We start from the raw sequence: 17,767 nt of genomic DNA, 5'->3' as shown, positions 1-17,767 counted from the left end.
TGGGGAGTCTTCACGGGCGCAGGCAGAACAATCCCAGCCCGGCGCTGGCCAAGGGATGGCTAGCGATCTTAGAACGATAACTAGGGACCCAACATGAACATGCTGTTATTCATATCGCGCGCCATCGACGCGCTCAACGAAAAGGTTGGCCGCACCATAATGTGGCTGGTACTGGCTTGCGTGCTGGTGAGCTCTTTCAATGCCATGTCGCGTTACGCGTTGAACATCAGTTCCAATGCTTGGCTGGAGTTGCAGTGGTACTTGTTCGCCATGGTGTTCCTGTTATGCTCGGGCTACACGCTTTTGCATAACGAGCACATTCGCATCGATGTCGTGGCCAGCCGTTTCTCGCGGAGCACCCAGACCTGGATCGATATTTTCGGCACGGTGGTGTTTCTGTTGCCCGTGACCTTGTATCTCATGTGGTCCTCCTGGCCGCTCTTCATGAACGCCTGGAATAGCGGCGAGACGTCAGCGAACGCGGGCGGGCTCATACGCTGGCCAGCGCGGCTCATGATTCCCGCCGGATTCTTCTTGCTGACTCTGCAAGCGCTTTCCGAACTTATCAAGCGCATCGCCTTCCTCCAGGGGCTGATTCCGGATCCTTCGGAGAAGCACTCCTTTCACGGCGCCCCGGTCCTGGAAGGGGATGCGAAATGATCCAATTCATCACCAACAATCTGGCGCCGCTGATGTTCATGGTGTTGGTGGTATTTCTGCTACTGGGATACCCCGTGGCCTTCGCCTTGGGCGCGCTCGGCTTGACCTTCGGGCTAGTGGGCATCGAATTGAGGCTCTTAAGCGCCGAGCTATACCAGGCTTTGCCCGAACGCATCTTCGGCATCATGGCGAACGATACCTTGCTCGCCATTCCCTTCTTCACTTTCATGGGATTGATTCTCGAACGCAGCGGCATGGCGGAGGATCTGCTCGACACCATCGGGCAGTTGTTCGGTCCAGTACGCGGCGGATTGGCCTACGCGGTGATTTTCGTGGGCGCACTTCTAGCGGCAACCACCGGTGTGGTGGCGGCCTCGGTCATATCCATGGGCCTCATTTCGCTGCCCATCATGTTGCGCTACGGCTACGACCGGCGTCTGGCTAGTGGCGTGATCGCGGCTTCGGGCACCCTCGCGCAAATCATTCCGCCCTCCCTGGTGTTGATTGTCTTGGCGGACCAGTTGGGACGTTCCGTGGGCGATATGTACGCAGGGGCCATATTGCCCGGTTTGGTACTGACGGGACTCTACACGCTGTACGTGTTCGGCAAGACCATGCTCGACCCCAAGTCCGGGCCGGCACTTCCCCCCGAGGCACGCACGCTTCGCGGGACCAAGCTGCTAACCCGCGTGCTGGTGGTGCTGGTTCCACCCTTGGGACTCATTTTCCTGGTGCTGGGCACCATCTTCCTCGGGGTTGCCACGCCCACGGAAGGCGGTGCCATGGGCGCCACGGGCGCCGTCATACTTGCCATGATGAACCGGCGCTTGAGCTGGTCGCTACTGAAGCAAGCGTTGAACACCACCGCTAAGCTTTCCTCCTTCGTGATTTTCATTCTGGTGGGGGCCACGGTCTTCGGTCTGACCTTTCGTGGGGTCAGCGGCGATCTATGGGTAGAGCATTTGCTGACGGGTCTCCCAGGCGGCCAATTGGGTTTCCTGATCGTCGTCAATGTCATGGTATTCCTGCTCGCCTTCTTCTTGGATTTCTTCGAGCTGGCCTTCATCATCGTGCCGCTGCTAGCCCCCGTTGCGGACAAGTTGGGAATCGATCTGATCTGGTTTGGCGTGTTGCTCGGAGTCAACATGCAGACCTCCTTCATGCATCCGCCCTTCGGCTTTGCGTTGTTCTATCTGCGCAGCGTGGCGCCCGCCAAGGAATACATCGACAAGATCACGAACTTGCGAATGGCGCCCATCACAACGGGACAGATCTATTGGGGCGCCGTCCCCTTCGTGATCATCCAAATTATCATGGTCACCATCGTCATCGTTTTCCCGCAATTGGTGACCGCTAACTTGGACCGCACCAAGGTGGATGCCTCCAAAGTCGAGATCGTGATTCCGGACTCGGATTCCGGTAACGCCTCCCCAGGACAAGAAGAGGCAGCCCCAGACTTTGGGGGACCCAGTAAGGACGCACCCGCGGCCCCGAAATAGATCTGGCGGCGCGCGCAACAACTAATCCGCAAGAGCAAACGGCCCGTCCATGTCATGGACGGGCCGTTTGCTTTCTCTAAAGACTACTTACCCGCGCCGATCTTGGAGTTGAAGGCGTAGTTGTCGTAAGCGTAGTCCGCAACCCGGTACCAGAGGAACTCGTCGTCGCGGAATTTTTTCCACGCGGGATAGATGCGTTTCCAATGGGCGCTCTTGGCACCTAGTTCCTCGTAGACCTCGTAAGCGGCCTTTTCGCAAGCCTCGATAACGGGCTTGGGGAAGGCGCTCAACTTGGTGCCACTGGCCACCAGCCTGCGCAGAGCACCCGGATTCAACGCGTCGTACCTGGCCGGCATCGATGCATAGCCTTCGGCGCAGGACACGGTGATGGCGGCCTGGTATGCCTTGGGCAATTCATTCCATTTCTTTTCGTTGATCAAGGCCGCGAGCATGGGACCGCCCTCCCACCAACCTGGGTAGTAATAGTGCTTGGCGACTTTGTTGAATCCGAGTTTCTCGTCGTCGTAGGGCCCCACCCATTCGGCGGCATCGATGGTGCCTTTCTCCAGCGCGGGATAGATGTCCGGTCCGCCGATCATCTGCGGCACACCGCCGATCTTGGCAATGATCAGCCCGGCAATTCCGGCGATGCGGAATTTGAGTCCCTTGAAGTCTTCAAGGGTTTTGATCTCCTTGCGGAACCAGCCCCCCATTTGAGCGCCCGTATTGCCGGCGGGAATGGCGATGACGCCATACTCCTTGAACAAGGGTGCCATGGCTTCCGCGCCTCCGCCGTAGTGCCACCAAGCATAGTTCTGGCGTGCATTCATGCCGAAGGGCACTGTGGTGCCAAAGGCAAAGGCCGGGTCCTTGCCGAAGTAATAGGTCGGCGCCGTGTGGCCGATCTCGACGGTGCCCGCTTGAATCGCGTCGAGCACCTGGGCCGCTGGCACGATTTCGCCGGCGGCGAAGGGACGGATCTGGAACTTGCCGTCGGTTAACTCGGCGACTCTCTTGCACAGGTGGTCGGCGGTACCATACATGGTGTCCAAGCTCTTCGGCCAGCTCGTGGCCATGCGCCAGTTGATGCTTGGATTGGATTGCGCGCTGGCCGGTGCCGCAACGGCACCGGCCGCGACACCCACCGCGGCCTGCTTCAAAAACGATCTGCGTTTCATGGTTTTCCTTTTGTTGAACGTCTATGGTACGGCGATGCGCACGGAACGCGCGGCCGGTTGTTTTGAGATGCTCATACCCGCCCCGGTTTTCATGCCGGGGCGGCTTGGCGGAAGCTAACGCTGCACGCTCGCAATCCGCTTACTTTCCCATTCCGATTTTTGAAGTGAAGGCATAATTGTCGTAGGTGGTCTCCGCGACCCGGAACCATAGGAACTGGTCGTCGCGGAATTTCTTCCAGCCTGGATAGATGCGCTTCCAGTGTGCGCTCTTCACCATCAATTCGTCGTAGAGCTCGAAGACGGCTCTCTCGCACGCTTCCATCACGGACTTTGGAAAAGGTTTCAAAATGGTACCCGACCCCACGAGACGGCGTAGCGCCGGCGGGTTTTGCGCGTCGTACTTGGCCACCATCCAATGGCACGCTTCCGCGCTAGCAGTCATGAGCGCGGATTGATAGGCCTTGGGCAGTTCGGCCCATTTCTTATCGTTGATGAGCGTCATGCCCATGGGCCCCGCTTCCCACCAACCTGGGTAGTAGTAATACTTCGCCACTTTGTTGAAGCCGAGCTTCTCATCGTCGTAGGGCCCTACCCATTCGGCGGCATCGATGGTGCCTTTCTCCAAGGCGGGATAGACGTCGGAGCCGGCAATCATCTGCGGCACCACACCTAACTTGGTGAGCGCCAAGCCAGCCATCCCGCCTACGCGGAATTTGAGCCCTTTGAGATCATCGATCGTCTTGATCTCCTTGCGGAACCAACCGCCCATCTGGCAGCCCGTTCCGCCGCCGGGAAATCCCACGCATCCATATTCCTTGAGCAAGGGCGCCATGGCCTCGGCCCCGCCCCCGAAGTACCACCAGGCGAAATTCTGCCGCTGGTTCATGCCGAACGGGGCAGCGGTTCCAAAGGAGAAGGCAGGATCTTTCCCGAAGTAGTAATAGGTTGGCGTGTGCCCCACTTCCACGGTGCCGGCCTGGATGGCATCCAATACCTGGGTCGCGGGCACGATCTCCCCCGCCGCGAAAGGGCGGATCTGGAATTTGCCGTCGGTGATTTCGCCCACACGGCGGCATATCAACTCGGCGCCGCCGTAGAGCGTGTCTAGACTCTTGGGCCAACTGGTGGCCATGCGCCAATGAATGCTCGGCGCCGATTGGGCGATGGCGGGCGCCGCCACCGCACCCGCGGCCATGCCCGTGGCCGCCTGCTTTAGAAATGACCTGCGTTTCATGAGTCTCCTCCCTTATATGTTGGTTTCCTAGCGGTAGATGTTTCCGCAGGCGCTAAAGTAAAGCATTCGAGCCTCGCGAGCCACTTCCGCCAGGGTGGGCCGTCTACTTCGCCGAGAAGCCCCCGTCCACGAACACGATCTGCCCCGTCATGTAGGCCGAAGCCTGGCTCGCAAGAAACACCGCTACGCCGCGCAGATCGCTCACCTCGCTGTTGCGGCCGATCATGGTCCGGCTAGCCCCCCAGGCGGATTTTTGCGGATCGTTGAACACGGGCGCCGCCATGGGAGTGTTGACATAGGCCGGCGCGATGGCGTTGCAGGTGACGCCATCGGCGGACCAGGCTTCGGCGAAGCCGCGCGTCATCGAGGCGATGCCGCCTTTGGAAACACCATAGGCGCCGCTGTTGCCGAAAGCACGCACCGATTGTTGCGATGCGATGTGAATGATGCGTCCCCACTTCTTGCGGCGCATGGCGGGAACCAGTTTTTGCGTCAAGAAGAACGGCGCATCGAGATTGATCGCCATGGTCTCATCCCAGATTTTCTCGCTGATCTCATCCACGGGCGGGCGCAGGTTGATTCCCGCGCAATGCACGAGGATGCCGATATCGCCTAATAGACCCGGGGCTTCCCCCGCGCAACGATAGGTCTCCTTGCGCTGGGAGAGATCGCAGGCCAGTACAGCGGCGCGCCCGCCTTCCTGCTCGATACGCGTCGCCAAGGCTTCGAGTTTGCCTTGGTTGCGCGCGACCAGCACGACCGCCGCGCCCGCGCCGGAGAGCGTCCGCGCGATGTCCTCTCCGATGCCGGAGCTTGCTCCCGTGACTAGAGCCACTTTTCCCTTCAGGGAAAAAAGTTCTTCCAACAGGGTTGTCATGGGGCGAGCTCCTTGCGCGCTCGTTCAATGGCCGCGCGCACCTGCTGGGGTGCCGTGCCACCTATGTGATTACGTGCGGCCAGCGATCCTTCCAAGGTGAGCGCTTGATGAACATCCGCTTCGACTAACGCGGAGAACTCCTTTAATTCGGCGAGGGTGAGATCGCTTAAGTCCTTTTCTTGCCCAGCCGCCTTGCGCACGGCCAAGGCCACGATCTCGTGCGCCTCGCGGAAAGGCAAGCCTTTGCGCACGAGGTAATCCGCCAAATCCGTGGCGGTGGAAAATCCTTCGCGCGCGGCGTTACGCATCGCCTGCTTATTCACGGTGAGGCCGTCCATCATGCCCGCGAACACCCGCAAGGTATCGATCAGTGTACGGGCGGTATCGAATAAGGGTTCCTTGTCTTCCTGGTTGTCCTTGTTGTAGGCCAGGGCCTGGCCCTTCATCAGGGTAAGCAGCGCCACCAGGTGACCGTTCACCCGGCCCGTCTTGCCGCGCACCAGCTCGGGCACGTCGGGATTTTTTTTCTGCGGCATCATGGAAGAACCGGTGCAATAGCGGTCCGCCAGGCGAATGAATCCGAACCGTGGGCTCATCCACAATATGAGTTCCTCGGACAAGCGCGACAGATGCACCATCGACAGCGCCGCCGCCGAACAAAATTCGATGGCGAAATCGCGGTCCGATACGGCGTCCAGGGAGTTCTCGCACACGCCATCGAACCCCAGCTCCTTCGCCACCATGGCCCGGTCGATTGGGTAGGTGGTTCCCGCCAGGGCGCCGGCGCCCAGGGGCAGTTGGTTGGCTCGTGCGCGGCAGTCCGCGAAACGTCCGCGGTCGCGCTTCACCATTTCGTAATAGGCCATCAAATGGTGGCCGAAGCTCACGGGCTGCGCTACTTGCAGGTGGGTGAAGCCGGGCATGAGGGTATCGGTATGCTGTGCCGCTAAGTCCACCCACTTCGTCTGTAGTGCACGCGCCAGCGCATCGATCTGGTCGATGGCATCCCGCAGATAGAGCCGGATGCCAGTGGCCACCTGGTCGTTGCGCGAACGCGCGGTATGCAGCCGCTTGCCGGCATCGCCCACCAAATCCGTGAGGCGTTTCTCGATATTGAGATGCACATCCTCGAGATCCACGGACCATTGAAAGCGCCCGCCGCGAATCTCGTCTCGTATCCGCGCCATGCCGCGCTCGATGTCCGATAAATCCCGGGTGGACAGCACTTTGACGGCGCACAGCATGCGCGCGTGGGCGAGCGACCCTTGAATATCGAACTCGGCAAGCTGCCGGTCGAAGCCCACCGATGCCGTGTAGCGCTTCACCAGATCGTCCACGGGTTCGCTAAAGCGGCCTGACCAGGTATTTGGGTTCTTTTCTTGCATGGAGGGCGGATTCGGCGGTTGAGGTGATGACGGCGAGTGGCGGTTGCGGCATGAATCTCACGGCCGCCGTGACGGATAACCCAGGAGGCATGTGTGAGCGCGACGGTAAGTATAAATCAGCCCCTCCACCGGGACGCGCTCCCGAACTTCCGCAATCTGGGTGTCATTCTGCGCATCGTGGGCTCGGTCAACCTGTTTTGCCTGCTGGAGGCCGTACTGCGGGGCGACTCTTGGGCGGGAATTTGGGGCTCCTTGCTGGACGGGGCGGCACTCGTGCAGCCCGTGCTGATCATGAGCGTCCTAGCGCTCTTCGCCCTGGGTGACTGGTTGCACGGGATGACCTACCGCACAGGTTTGGTGATCGTGGCCGCTCTGGAGCTGCTTATCGTCACGATCGTGTACCCCATCTTGCTCGAAGCGAGTGGCGGTAGCCCGCCCTTTCGCTTGGAGCGTGCTTGGCTCGTCACCGCGCTGGCAAGTGCCTCCTTGCTTTATTACTTCCACTTGCGCAGCCGTGCGCTCTCGCCCGCCCTTTCGGAAGCCCGCCTACAAGCCTTGCAAGCGCGCATTCGGCCGCATTTCCTCTTCAACAGCATCAATGCCGTGTTGAGCCTGATGCGCGCGCAACCCAAGCGTGCCGAGGCCGCCTTGGAGGACATGGCCGGTTTATTTCGCGTATTGATGGCGGACAACCGGGAGTTGTCCACGCTGAAATCCGAGGTGGAACTCACCCGCCAATACCTCAATCTCGAACAGCTCCGCCTAGGCGGCCGTCTCAAGGTGGAGTGGCATATCGATAAGATGCCGGGGGATGCGCGCGTGCCTCCCATGGTGTTGCAACCCTTGGTCGAGAACGCCGTCTATCACGGGATAGAGCCGTCCATGAGCACCGGAGTGATCCACATCAATGCCTATTCCGTGCGAGACGAAGTGCACGTCGTGCTCAAGAACCTCTATCGTAAGAATGGCGCTCACCACGGCGGCAACAAAATGGCGGTGGGAAACATTCGGGAGCGCTTGTCCTTGCACTTCGACGCGGAGGCAAGCATGAGTACGACAGTCATCGACAATGAGTATCACGTTCATATTCGAATGCCCTATCTCAAGGAGGCGGCATGACCCTCCCCGCTTTGCGCGTTGTGATCGCGGACGACGAAAGTCCTGCCCGGTACCGGCTCAAGGACTTATTGGAAGATTGCTCGGAGAGCGTGCCTGCGCAGGTCGTTGGCGAAGTGGCGAGTGGAGATGAATTGATCGAACTTCTCGAGACGGTTCACGCGGACCTCGTTTTGCTAGACATCCGCATGCCTGGCATGGATGGCATCGAAGCCGCCCAGCACTTGTTAGCCATGGAAAAGCCCCCCGCGGTGATCTTCACCACGGCCTTCGACGTCTATGCGGTCAAGGCCTTCGAAATGCACGCCGTGGACTATTTGCTCAAACCCATCCGTCTCCAACGCCTGCACGATGCGTTGAAACGCATCAAGCGCGAAACTCCGCTCACGCCCAGCACCCTCGAAGCCTTGGCGGCGGACGCGCGCTCCCACATACCGGTCACCGAGCGCGGAAAAGTCACCTTGGTGCCGGTGAACAAGATCCTCTACATGCGCGCGGACCAGAAGTACGTTTCCCTCAAAACCCATGAGCACGAATATTTGCTCGAGGATTCCCTTTCACGCCTGGAGCAAGAGTTCTGCGATAGCTTCGTGCGCATACACCGCAGTTGCCTGGTCAGCCGTGCCCATATCGCCGGTTTCGAACGCGGTGGAGACGATGGCGAAGGGCAATGGCAGGTGGAGCTGCGCGGAACCACTGAGCGCCTGCCGGTGAGCCGGCGCCAGCAGCACGTCATCAAACAACTGGCGTCCTAGGGCACGAAGGCGGGGCTGATAGAATCCCCAGAGGCCACAAAGCCCGTGGCTTCACTTGAGTACCCTTCTTGACGCAACTCCCCGCTAATCTGGTTATCGCCACCCGCGAAAGCGCGCTGGCTCTATGGCAAGCCCGCCATGTGCGCGAGCGGCTTTGCGCGGCTTACCCATCCGTGGAGATCGAGCTGTTGGGCATGACCACGGAGGGCGACCAAAATCTCGCCACCTCGCTTGCCAAGATTGGTGGCAAGGGCCTCTTCATTAAAGAGCTGGAACAAGCCCTGGCGGATGGCCGCGCGGACATCGCCGTGCATTCCATGAAGGATGTGCCGGTGCAACTCCCCGAAGGGTTCACGCTGGCGGCCATCTGTGCGCGCGAGGACGCGCGCGATGCTTTCGTATCGAACGATTATGCTGTGTTGAGCGACTTGCCGGCGGGCAGCGTGGTGGGAACCTCGAGCCTGCGGCGTGAGAGCCAGATTCGCGCGCGTTATCCCGCGCTCAAGATCGAGCCGCTGCGAGGTAACGTGCAAACGCGTCTGCGGCGCTTGGACGAAGGCCGTTTCGCCGCCATCATACTGGCCGTGGCGGGCCTCAAGCGCTTGGATCTTGCGCACCGAATCACCGCGCCCTTGCCGCTCGAGGACAGCATTCCCGCCGTGGGCCAAGGTGCCTTGGGCATAGAGTGCCTGGCGCGTAGTGCCAGCGTCATGGATCTCGTGGGCGTGTTGCACGATCATGAGAGCGCCGTTTGCGTTCAGATCGAGCGTGCTGTGAGCCTGGCGCTGGGAGGAAGCTGCATCTTGCCCTTGGGCGTGCACGCACGCATGGAAGGCCGGTTTGCCCATGTGACCGGAGTGGTGGCGAGCCCCGACGGCTCGCAATATGTGCGCGCTGAACTCACGCGCGAAGTGTCCATGCATAGCGCGCGGCAAATCGGATTCGAATTGGCGGACAAACTCCGCATGCAAGGCGCGGCGCCTATTCTCGATGCGCTGAAGACCTTTCCCCCAAGTTGAGCGCGATTGAAATCCTCATCACCCGCCCCGGAGCCCAAGCCGCGGGGCTCGCGCGGATGATCGAGGAAGCAGGCGCGGTACCGGTCCTTTTTCCTACCATCGAGATAGAACCCATCGAGCTTCACGCCGGGCCGCTCGCCATCTTGCGGCGGATGGACCAGTATGAATACGCCATTTTTGTCAGCGCCAACGCGGCGCGCTACGGTATGGCCGCGGTGCGTGCCCATGGATCATGGCCCGCGAATTTGACCGCTCTGGCCGTGGGGGACGCGACGGCCCAGGCGTTGCGAGAACAAGGGCTTTCCCGCGTCCTGGCGCCAACCGAGGGCTCGGATAGCGAATCGCTCTTGCGCATCCAGGCGTTGCAAAACGTCCAGGACAAGAACCTGCTGGTCGTGCGAGGCCTGGGCGGCCGAGAATTGCTTGCTGGTACCCTGCGCGAGCGCGGCGCCCGCGTGGATTATTTGGAATGCTACCGGCGCTTATTACCCGCCAGCGATCCCGCGCCCGTCCTGCAACGCTTTGCCCAGGGAAACATACAGGCGGTCGTGATCAATAGCGCCGAAGGGTTGGAGAACCTCTTCACTTTGCTCGGAGAGGGCGGGTATGCTTACCTGTGCGCCGCGGTCATGTTCGTCATGCACCCGAAAATCGCCGCGCGCGCACGTGAAAAAGGGGTGAAACAAGTGATCGTTACCCCGCCCGGCGACGAGGCGCTCGCCCGCGGGTTGATCACTCACTTCGCGGCTGCGCCGTGAGAATGCGCCGCCATCCTGAAACCAGATCTTGCATCTGTGACTGACCCAACACCTAACGCCCCCCCGCCAGTGCCACAACCCGCACCCTTGCCAGGCCGCGGGCATGGCCCTGCCCTACTCATCGCCGCGGTCGTTCTAGTCTTGCTCTTGGTGGCCGGAATTTGGCTGGACACGCGCGGCCAGATCGGCGATTTGCAGAGGGAATTGGTGCAGAAGCTCGCGGCGGCGGAACAGTTCAACAAAGACAGCCGGCTGCTCGCCGACCAAACGCGCGAGGCCGTTCGCGTGCTCGACCTCAAGGTCAATACCTTGGAGAGCCGCTTCGCGGAAACCCAAAACCAGCGCCTGGCGTTGGAGTCCTTGTACATGGAACTGTCGCGCAGCCGGGATGAGCGCGTGCTGGCCGAAGTGGAGCAAATGCTGGTGATCGCCAGCCAGCAATTGAAGCTGGCCAGAAATCTCAAGGCGGCGTTGGTGGCGCTGGAGAATGCCGACAGCCGCTTGCAGCGCGCCGATAGCACGCAGTTCACCCAGGTCCGGCGCGCCATTCAAGGCGATCTAGAACGGCTCAAGAGCGCGCCGTCCGCCGACATCGTGGGAATGGCCCTGCGCATCGAAAACATCGCCAACCAGGTGGAATTGTGGCCGCTCGCGATGCACGAACGGCCCGCCGTGCATCCAGCACCCGCGGCCAATCCCAATGACAGTGCGTTCACGCGCTTTCTTCGGGAATTTTGGCAAGACGTACGCAATCTGGTGCGCATCGAAATGGTGTCGCGGCCAGAAGTACCGCTGCTCGCACCGGCGCAAAGCTTTTTCCTGCGCGAGAACTTGAAGATTCGGCTGTTGAGCGCGCGAGTGAGCCTGTCGAGCCAGGATGAAGCCAACTACAAGTCCGATTTGCGCGCGGCCAGCCAGTGGATCCAGCGTTATTTCGACACGAGCGACAAGAAGGTGGCCCTGGCCTTGTCTACCCTGGGGCGACTCAATGCCAGCGATGTGTCCATCGAGTTGCCCGGAATCCACGCCAGCCTCGATGCCGTGCATCAAGACAAACTCGCGCGCGAAAGGGGTATCCGGTAGATGCGCGCGCTCATCCTGGGAACCGGGTTATTTGCACTCGCCGTGGTGCTCACCCTGGCGGCACATTACAACTCTGGTTACGTGCTGATAGCCCTCCAGGCCCATCGCATCGAACTATCGCTGAATTTAGCGGTGCTATTGCTGTTGCTTGCTTGTGTCGCCTTTTATGCGCTGGTGCGCGGTGCGCAGCTCATGCGCGCCCTGCCGGAGAAGGCGCGCGCGTTTCGCGCGGATACCAGGTTCGAGCAATCGCGCCGGGCGCTGGAAGAAGCGCTCAATGCCTATTTCGAATCGCACTACGGAAAGGCCGAGCGCGCCGCCGCTTCCGCGGCGAGCCCGGAGCATCGCGCGCTAGCGGGCGTGATCGCCGCGCGTAGCTCCCATGAACTGCGCAATTTTCAGGGGCGCGACGATTATCTGGCCGCCATGGAACATCACGCACCCGCCCGCGCCTACCTGAGGTTGATCACGCAAGCCGAATTGCTGCTGGACGAGCGGCGTTATCACGACGCTTTGAGCGCGTTGTCGCGCTTACCCGAAAAACACTCCGCCGCGCTCAATCTCGAACTGCGCGCCCAGCAACTGGCTCACAATTGGGACCAGGTACTCGCACTGCTACCCCAACTGGAGCGCAGAAAAGTCTTCGAACCCGCGGTGCTTGCCAGGTTGCGGGGCCATTGCCACAGAGAAAATCTGCGGGCCATGGGCCCCGGTGCGCGCGCGCTGAGGGAGTACTGGAGCCGCATAGCGGCAGAAGACCGATTGGAGAGTGCCACGGCGAACGCAGGCGCCAAGGCTTTCCTGGCCGTGGGCGAGAAGGAGGAGGCGTCCGCCTTCCTCGAAAAATCTCTCCAGCAACAATGGGAGCCGGCGTTGCTGGACACCTACGCCCAATGCACCGGCGACGATCCGCGGCGCCAGTTGGAATACGCCGAATCCTGGTTGAGGGATCACCCCAAGGATGGGGCGCTGCTCCTGGCCCTGGGAAAAATTTGCGCGCGCGCCGCCCTGTGGGGAAAGGCCAGAAGTTATCTGGAGGCGAGCCTTGCCATCGAAGAAAGCTTCGCCGCCCGCTTGGAACTTGCCCGGTTGCTGGATTACTTGGGTGAATCGAGCCGGGTGCGGGAACACTTGGAACGAGCCCTCAAACTCGCCATCTCGCAAAACCGCGAATCACGCCAGAATGAGTGGGCCGGGAATGCTTAAAGCTTGAACCTCACCACAGAGGCACAGAGGCACGGAGAAAGGCGAAGTCATTTTTGATTTGCGGTTGAAAGAGTGCCTATCTCGCGAGCAAGAACATGGGGTCGTGAATGAAAAGCCTTTCTCCGTGCCTCCGTGCCTCTGTGGTAGACGTGCTTTTTGTGCGCTAGGAGGCAGCCACCGCGGCTGGCGTAAAGGAATCACAAAAGAACTCCTCCTCCGGCAACTTGCATTGCTCGCTGAAATCCTTCTTGGCGGCATCCACCATCACCGGTACGCCGCAGGCATACACTTGGTAGCCCGATAGATCGGGGAAATCCCGCATCACCGCGCGGTGCACGAAGCCGGTACGCCCAGTCCATCCGTCCGATTCCGGGGATTCGGACAGCACTGGGATGAAGCTAAAGTTCTCGTGCTTCGCTTGCCATTGCCGGGCCAGCTCCATGCGATAGATGTCCGCGCGCTTGCGCCCGCCCCAGTAGAGCACCATCTGGCGCTGAATGCCGTTGTGGAAAGCTTCCTCGATCAAGCTCTTGATGGGCGCGAAGCCCGTGCCGCTGGCGAGCAGGATGATGGGCTTGTCGCTGTCCTCGCGCAGGAAGAAAGTGCCCATGGGCCCTTCGAAGCGCAAGATGTCCTTCTCCTTGATGCGGTTGAAGGCGTAGTCGGTGAAGGCCCCGCCTGGCATGGCACGGATATGCAACTCCACCACATTCTCGCCATGGGGCGGGTTGGCCATGGAGTAAGCGCGCCGTTTACCGTCGCGCATGATGATTTCCAGGTACTGCCCGGCGAAAAAATTGAGTCGTTCGGCGGCCGGCAAGCTCAAGGTGAGAATGGCCACATCTTCCGTGGGACGCTCGATCTTCTGCACGCGGCACGGCAGCTTATTCATCTCCGGCTGGCCGGGGACGTTGATCACGCGCGCCTCGATCACCAAGTCGGAATGGGGTTTGGCCTGGCAAAACAACGCGAAGCCTGCGCGCTTTTCGTAATCGGGAAGAATGTGGGCGGCGTAAGTGCCGTAGTCGATCTCGCCTTCCACGAGCTTTCCCTTGCAAGAGCCGCAGGCGCCGTTGCGGCACCCGTAGGGAATGGTAATGCCCTGGCGCATGGCGGCGGCCAGCACCGTTTCATCGTCATTGGCTTCAATGATTTGGTTAGTTGGCCGAATAGTGACCTGGTACTTCATTACGTCCTCGCGTTCTAATATGCGCACGATGCGCAGACTTCTCATTGTGGGATATGGAGACATGGGCTCCAGAATGCTTCCCCTGCTTCGCGGCCGGTACCGTCTTTACGGGCTGGCGCGCTCGGCGGGGCGGGCCGCGCAGATGCGGGCGGCGGGCGTTACGCCCGTCATGGGCGATCTGGACCGGCCGGAATCCCTGCGCCGGTTGGCGGGCATTGCGCAGGACATTCTTCACTTCGCGCCGCCGCCAAGCTCCGGCACCCAGGATTCTCGCACCGTGAACTTGGTTCGCGCGCTCGCGAGGCGCCGTACTCTACCACAGCGGTTTATTTATCTGAGCACCAGCGGCGTCTACGGCGACCGCCAAGGCGAGGTGGTGAACGAGTGGGATCGCATCGCGCCCAATACCGAGCGCGCGAGCCGCCGCGCCCACGCCGAGGGCCAACTGCGAGACTGGAGCAAACGCTCCAAGGTGCGCGTGAGCGTGCTGCGGGTGCCTGGTATCTATGCCCATGACCGCTTGCCCGTGGAGCGCTTGAAGCGCGGCACGCCCAGCATTAGCGCGGAGGAAGACAGTTACACCAACCACGTCCACGCCTCGGATTTGGCGCGGCTCGTGCTCTTGGCCTTGAACCGGGGGCAAGGGGGCCGCGTCTATCACGCCAGCGATGGCGCGTGGATCAAGGCGGGGGACTACTTCGACGCGGTGGCGGATGCCCTAGGATTTGCGCGGCCGCCACGCGTGAGCATGGGCCAAGCAACGGAAACCATTCCGGCCAATGCATTGTCTTTTCTTCAAGAGTCCCGCCGGTTGAGTAACCGCCGGGCGATCGATGAACTGAAAATGGTGTTTCGCTATCCCAATGTCGCGGCCGCGCTGGCGGAAGTGGCGGCGAGAAACCGAACCGGACTCCAAACCGTATGATGCACTCCTGCCCATGAACGAAGCCATCGTGGTTCTCACCAACCTACCCGACCAAGCATCCGCCGAAACCCTCGCGACCCTTCTGGTGGAAGCGCGGCAGGCGGCGTGCGTCAACATCCTGGCGCCCTGCCGCTCGGTCTACCGCTGGAAAGGGCAGATCGAGCGTGCCGAAGAAGTACCCCTGCTTATCAAAACCACGCGAGACCGCTACGCCGAGCTGGAGCAGGCGATCCGTGCGCATCATCCCTACGAAATCCCGGAGATCGTCGCGCTCCCCATCGAGGCGGGATCGGCGTCGTACATGAACTGGATCCGCGCGGAAGTCGCATGAGGAAATTACTCCTGTTGCTCGCCTGCTTCGTCCGTCTGGCCCAGGCCGGCGAGGAGGTGCTGCCGCCGGAGCAAGCCTTCCGCTTCTCCGTGCGGCTGGCCGCTACCGACATGGTGGAGTATCGCTACGCCATCGCGGAAGGGTACTACCTCTACCGCGATAAGTTCCAGTTCGCCTCCGGCACCAACGGCGTTACCTTCGGCGCGCCCGAGTTGCCGCCCGGGAAGTTGAAGGAAGACGAATTCTTCGGCAAGGTGGAAACTTATCGCGGCGATGTCGTCATCCGCGTGCCCATGTCGGGTGCGGAAGGCGTGGACGAAATGAAGTTGAAGTCGCAATTTCAAGGTTGCGCCGATGTTGGTATTTGCTACACGCCGCAAACGCGCTGGACCACCCTCAAGCTCGCCATGGCGCAGAGCGCCCCGGCGAGCGAAGGCGGCTTGCTGTCCAGACTCAAGAACTTCGCCAGCACCGAGAAAGAGGAAGAATTTCTTCCCGTCGAGCAAGCCTTCAAGGTGAACCTCACCGCGAAGGACGCCCACACCCTGGTGGCCGAATTCAAACCCGCGGAGGGTTACTACCTCTACCGCGACAAAACCTCCGCCAGCATCGCGAAGGGAAGCGGTGTATCAATCGACAAGTTCACCCTGCCGCGCGGGGAGAAGAAATCGGACCCCAACTTTGGCGATACGGAAGTATTTCACCGGCCCTTCCAGGCCATCGCATCCCTCAAGCGTACCGATGCTGCGAAGCAGGAAATCGCCGTCGATCTCAAATTCCAAGGATGCAGCGAAAAGGGCCTGTGCTACCCCCCCACGACCAAGAGCGTACAACTGACCCTTGCGGCACTAGCCACCACTGCCGCGCTTCCGATTGACCTAGCCAAACCCGCCGAAGAGCCGGCGTCCGTGGCGCCACCGGCCACCGCGCGAGTGGAGGCGCAACCACTCGACGAAACAACGCAGGTCGCAAGACTTTTTCGCGGCACAAGCTTCTGGGCGCTTATCGCAAGCTTCTTCGGTTTCGGCTTATTGCTGGCCCTTACGCCGTGCGTCTTTCCCATGATCCCGATACTTTCGGGAATCATCGCCGGCCAGGGCGCGCATCTCACGCGAACGAAAGCCGTGACCCTCTCGGCGGTGTACGTGCTCGGCATGGCCATTACCTACGCGCTGGCCGGCGTGGCGGCCGGGCTGTCCGGGTCGATGCTTTCCGCCACCTTGCAGAATGCCTGGGTGCTGGGCGCCTTCGCGTTGATTTTCGTCGCACTGGCACTTTCCATGTTCGGATTCTACGAATTGCAGGTGCCCTCGTCCCTACAAACCAAGTTCGCCGCCGCCAGCAGTAAGCAAAAGGGCGGCACCGTTGGCAGTGTGTTCATCATGGGAGTGCTCTCCGCTCTCATCGTGGGGCCTTGCGTCGCCGCACCCCTGGCGGGCGCGCTGGTTTACATCGGGCAATCCCGGGACGTGGTGCTGGGCGGTTCCGCCCTCTTCGCCATGGCCCTAGGAATGGGCGCGCCATTGCTGTTGGTGGGGTGGTCCGCTGGCGCGCTGTTACCGAAAGCAGGCGCGTGGATGCAATCGGTCAAGAACTTCTTCGGCGTGCTGCTGCTGGCAGTGGCCATCTGGTTGATCTCACCTGTCATCCCAGCCGTCATTCACATGCTGCTGTGGGCCGCGCTCCTCATCGTCAGCGCCATCTACCTGCACGCCATCGATCCCTTGCCCGCACACACTTCCGGCTTCCGTAAATTATGGAAAGGTGTGGGCGTCATTATGTTGCTCATTGGCGTAGCGTTGCTGGTTGGCGCGCTAGCCGGCGGTCGCGACCCGTTGCAACCGCTATCAGGTTTCCGCGAGGGCGCTGCTCCGCCGAGCCACGCTGTTGCCTTCGAGCGCGTCCGTAGCACCGCCGATCTCGATCAGCGCATCGCCACCGCCAACGGCCGCCCCGTCATGCTGGATTTCTACGCCGATTGGTGCGTGTCGTGCAAGGAGATGGAACTCTTCACCTTCAGCGACCCCAAGGTGGAGCAGGCTCTCAAGCAATTCGTTCTGTTGCAAGCGGACGTCACACATAACACAGCGGAAGACAGTGCCATCCTAAAACGCTTCGGCCTCTTCGGCCCTCCGGGCATCATCTTCTTCCGGCGGGGCGGGCAAGAGACGGGTTACCGGGTGGTAGGCTATCAACCGGCGGAGAAATTCCTGGAGGTACTCAATGCGGCCGCGAGATGAGTGTCCAGAAGTGCCAGCGCGGGTGGTGGCGCCCGCTTACATTTTTATCCGTCAAGTGAGGCTTTGTTTTGCGTCATTTGAGGTCTACTTGTAGTTGGGCTCCGCAAAGATGAGCATCGTGGTGTGCTGGCAGCGGTGGCTAATGAATCGCCTGCCGAGTGCGCGGGCACGATCCGTTTGCGTCACGGCGGCACCGGCGCCGCCCTCGTTGTCTTGCTGGTGCGCATCGGGTTTGGGCTTCGTTCATCGCTGGGGTGACGCAAGCCGGAGTTCGCGGTCATGCCGCCGACGGGGGTTGTCCCGAAGAAATGC

General features: G+C 60.9%; 16 protein-coding genes. 11 read left to right on the top strand and 5 right to left on the bottom strand.

The window, feature by feature from the left end; genetic code table 11:
• Positions 1–93 precede the first annotated feature (93 nt).
• Both EXR36_04100 and EXR36_04095 read left to right on the top strand, forming a co-directional pair.
• Positions 94–660 (top strand): TRAP transporter small permease subunit, encoded by a 567-nt coding sequence (locus tag EXR36_04100; protein ID MSQ58832.1) that lies wholly within the window; start codon positions 94–96, stop codon positions 658–660.
• Complete coding sequence (locus tag EXR36_04095; GenBank protein ID MSQ58831.1) at positions 657–2,159, top strand: TRAP transporter large permease subunit; 1,503 nt, start codon at positions 657–659, stop codon at positions 2,157–2,159. Before EXR36_04100 ends, EXR36_04095 begins: the two co-directional genes overlap by 4 nt.
• An 83-nt stretch (positions 2,160–2,242) precedes the next feature.
• Here the strand turns inward: EXR36_04095 and EXR36_04090 are convergent, their stop codons facing one another.
• From EXR36_04090 to argH, 4 genes are all read right to left on the bottom strand, one after another.
• On the bottom strand, positions 2,243–3,337 hold the full coding sequence (locus EXR36_04090; GenBank protein ID MSQ58830.1) for a twin-arginine translocation signal domain-containing protein: 1,095 nt from the start codon (positions 3,335–3,337) through the stop codon (positions 2,243–2,245).
• Between the two features lie 139 nt (positions 3,338–3,476).
• Positions 3,477–4,571 (bottom strand): ABC transporter substrate-binding protein, encoded by a 1,095-nt coding sequence (locus EXR36_04085; GenBank protein ID MSQ58829.1) that lies wholly within the window; start codon positions 4,569–4,571, stop codon positions 3,477–3,479.
• 103 nt (positions 4,572–4,674) lie between these two features.
• Positions 4,675–5,448 carry an SDR family oxidoreductase gene (locus EXR36_04080; protein MSQ58828.1) on the bottom strand — a complete coding sequence of 258 codons (774 nt, stop codon included), beginning with the start codon at positions 5,446–5,448 and terminating at the stop codon, positions 4,675–4,677.
• Positions 5,445–6,833, bottom strand: coding sequence for an argininosuccinate lyase (gene argH / locus EXR36_04075; GenBank protein MSQ58827.1), 1,389 nt, complete (start codon positions 6,831–6,833; stop codon positions 5,445–5,447). The genes EXR36_04080 and argH overlap by 4 nt, the downstream gene beginning before the upstream one ends.
• 111 nt (positions 6,834–6,944) lie before the next feature.
• Here argH and EXR36_04070 point away from each other — a divergent pair, with 111 nt between their 5' ends.
• From EXR36_04070 to EXR36_04045, 6 genes are all read left to right on the top strand, one after another.
• Positions 6,945–7,952 carry a sensor histidine kinase gene (locus EXR36_04070; GenBank protein ID MSQ58826.1) on the top strand — a complete coding sequence of 336 codons (1,008 nt, stop codon included), beginning with the start codon at positions 6,945–6,947 and terminating at the stop codon, positions 7,950–7,952.
• Complete coding sequence (locus tag EXR36_04065) at positions 7,949–8,704, top strand: response regulator transcription factor (protein ID MSQ58825.1); 756 nt, start codon at positions 7,949–7,951, stop codon at positions 8,702–8,704. The genes EXR36_04070 and EXR36_04065 overlap by 4 nt, the downstream gene beginning before the upstream one ends.
• A 68-nt stretch (positions 8,705–8,772) precedes the next feature.
• The gene (hemC, locus tag EXR36_04060; protein ID MSQ58824.1) at positions 8,773–9,723 is read left to right on the top strand and encodes a hydroxymethylbilane synthase; all 951 of its coding nucleotides are present in this window, start codon (positions 8,773–8,775) and stop codon (positions 9,721–9,723) included.
• 56 nt (positions 9,724–9,779) lie between these two features.
• Positions 9,780–10,481, top strand: coding sequence for a uroporphyrinogen-III synthase (locus EXR36_04055; protein ID MSQ58823.1), 702 nt, complete (start codon positions 9,780–9,782; stop codon positions 10,479–10,481).
• A gap of 12 nt (positions 10,482–10,493) precedes the next feature.
• Positions 10,494–11,564, top strand: coding sequence for a hypothetical protein (locus EXR36_04050; protein MSQ58822.1), 1,071 nt, complete (start codon positions 10,494–10,496; stop codon positions 11,562–11,564).
• Complete coding sequence (locus EXR36_04045) at positions 11,565–12,770, top strand: heme biosynthesis protein HemY (GenBank protein MSQ58821.1); 1,206 nt, start codon at positions 11,565–11,567, stop codon at positions 12,768–12,770.
• 163 nt (positions 12,771–12,933) lie between these two features.
• Here the strand turns inward: EXR36_04045 and EXR36_04040 are convergent, their stop codons facing one another.
• Positions 12,934–13,959: a CDP-6-deoxy-delta-3,4-glucoseen reductase gene (locus EXR36_04040; protein MSQ58820.1), complete on the bottom strand. Its 1,026-nt coding sequence runs from the start codon at positions 13,957–13,959 to the stop codon at positions 12,934–12,936.
• Between the two features lie 28 nt (positions 13,960–13,987).
• Here EXR36_04040 and EXR36_04035 point away from each other — a divergent pair, with 28 nt between their 5' ends.
• The 3 genes from EXR36_04035 to dsbD are packed head-to-tail and all read left to right on the top strand — an operon-like array spanning position 13,988 to position 17,455.
• The gene (locus EXR36_04035; GenBank protein MSQ58819.1) at positions 13,988–14,884 is read left to right on the top strand and encodes an NAD-dependent epimerase/dehydratase family protein; all 897 of its coding nucleotides are present in this window, start codon (positions 13,988–13,990) and stop codon (positions 14,882–14,884) included.
• Positions 14,885–14,897: 13 nt separating this feature from the next.
• Entirely contained in the window at positions 14,898–15,215 is a 318-nt protein-coding gene (locus tag EXR36_04030; protein MSQ58818.1) for a divalent-cation tolerance protein CutA, read from the top strand.
• Positions 15,212–17,455 (top strand): protein-disulfide reductase DsbD, encoded by a 2,244-nt coding sequence (gene dsbD / locus EXR36_04025; GenBank protein MSQ58817.1) that lies wholly within the window; start codon positions 15,212–15,214, stop codon positions 17,453–17,455. The genes EXR36_04030 and dsbD overlap by 4 nt, the downstream gene beginning before the upstream one ends.
• The last annotated feature ends 312 nt before the right edge of the window (positions 17,456–17,767 follow it).

The sequence above is a fragment of the Betaproteobacteria bacterium genome, from assembly GCA_009693245.1.
Lineage (GTDB): Bacteria > Pseudomonadota > Gammaproteobacteria > Burkholderiales > SHXO01 > SHXO01.
The sequence above is the reverse complement of the archived record's forward strand: the minus strand, read 5'-3'. Positions and strand labels throughout refer to the sequence as shown.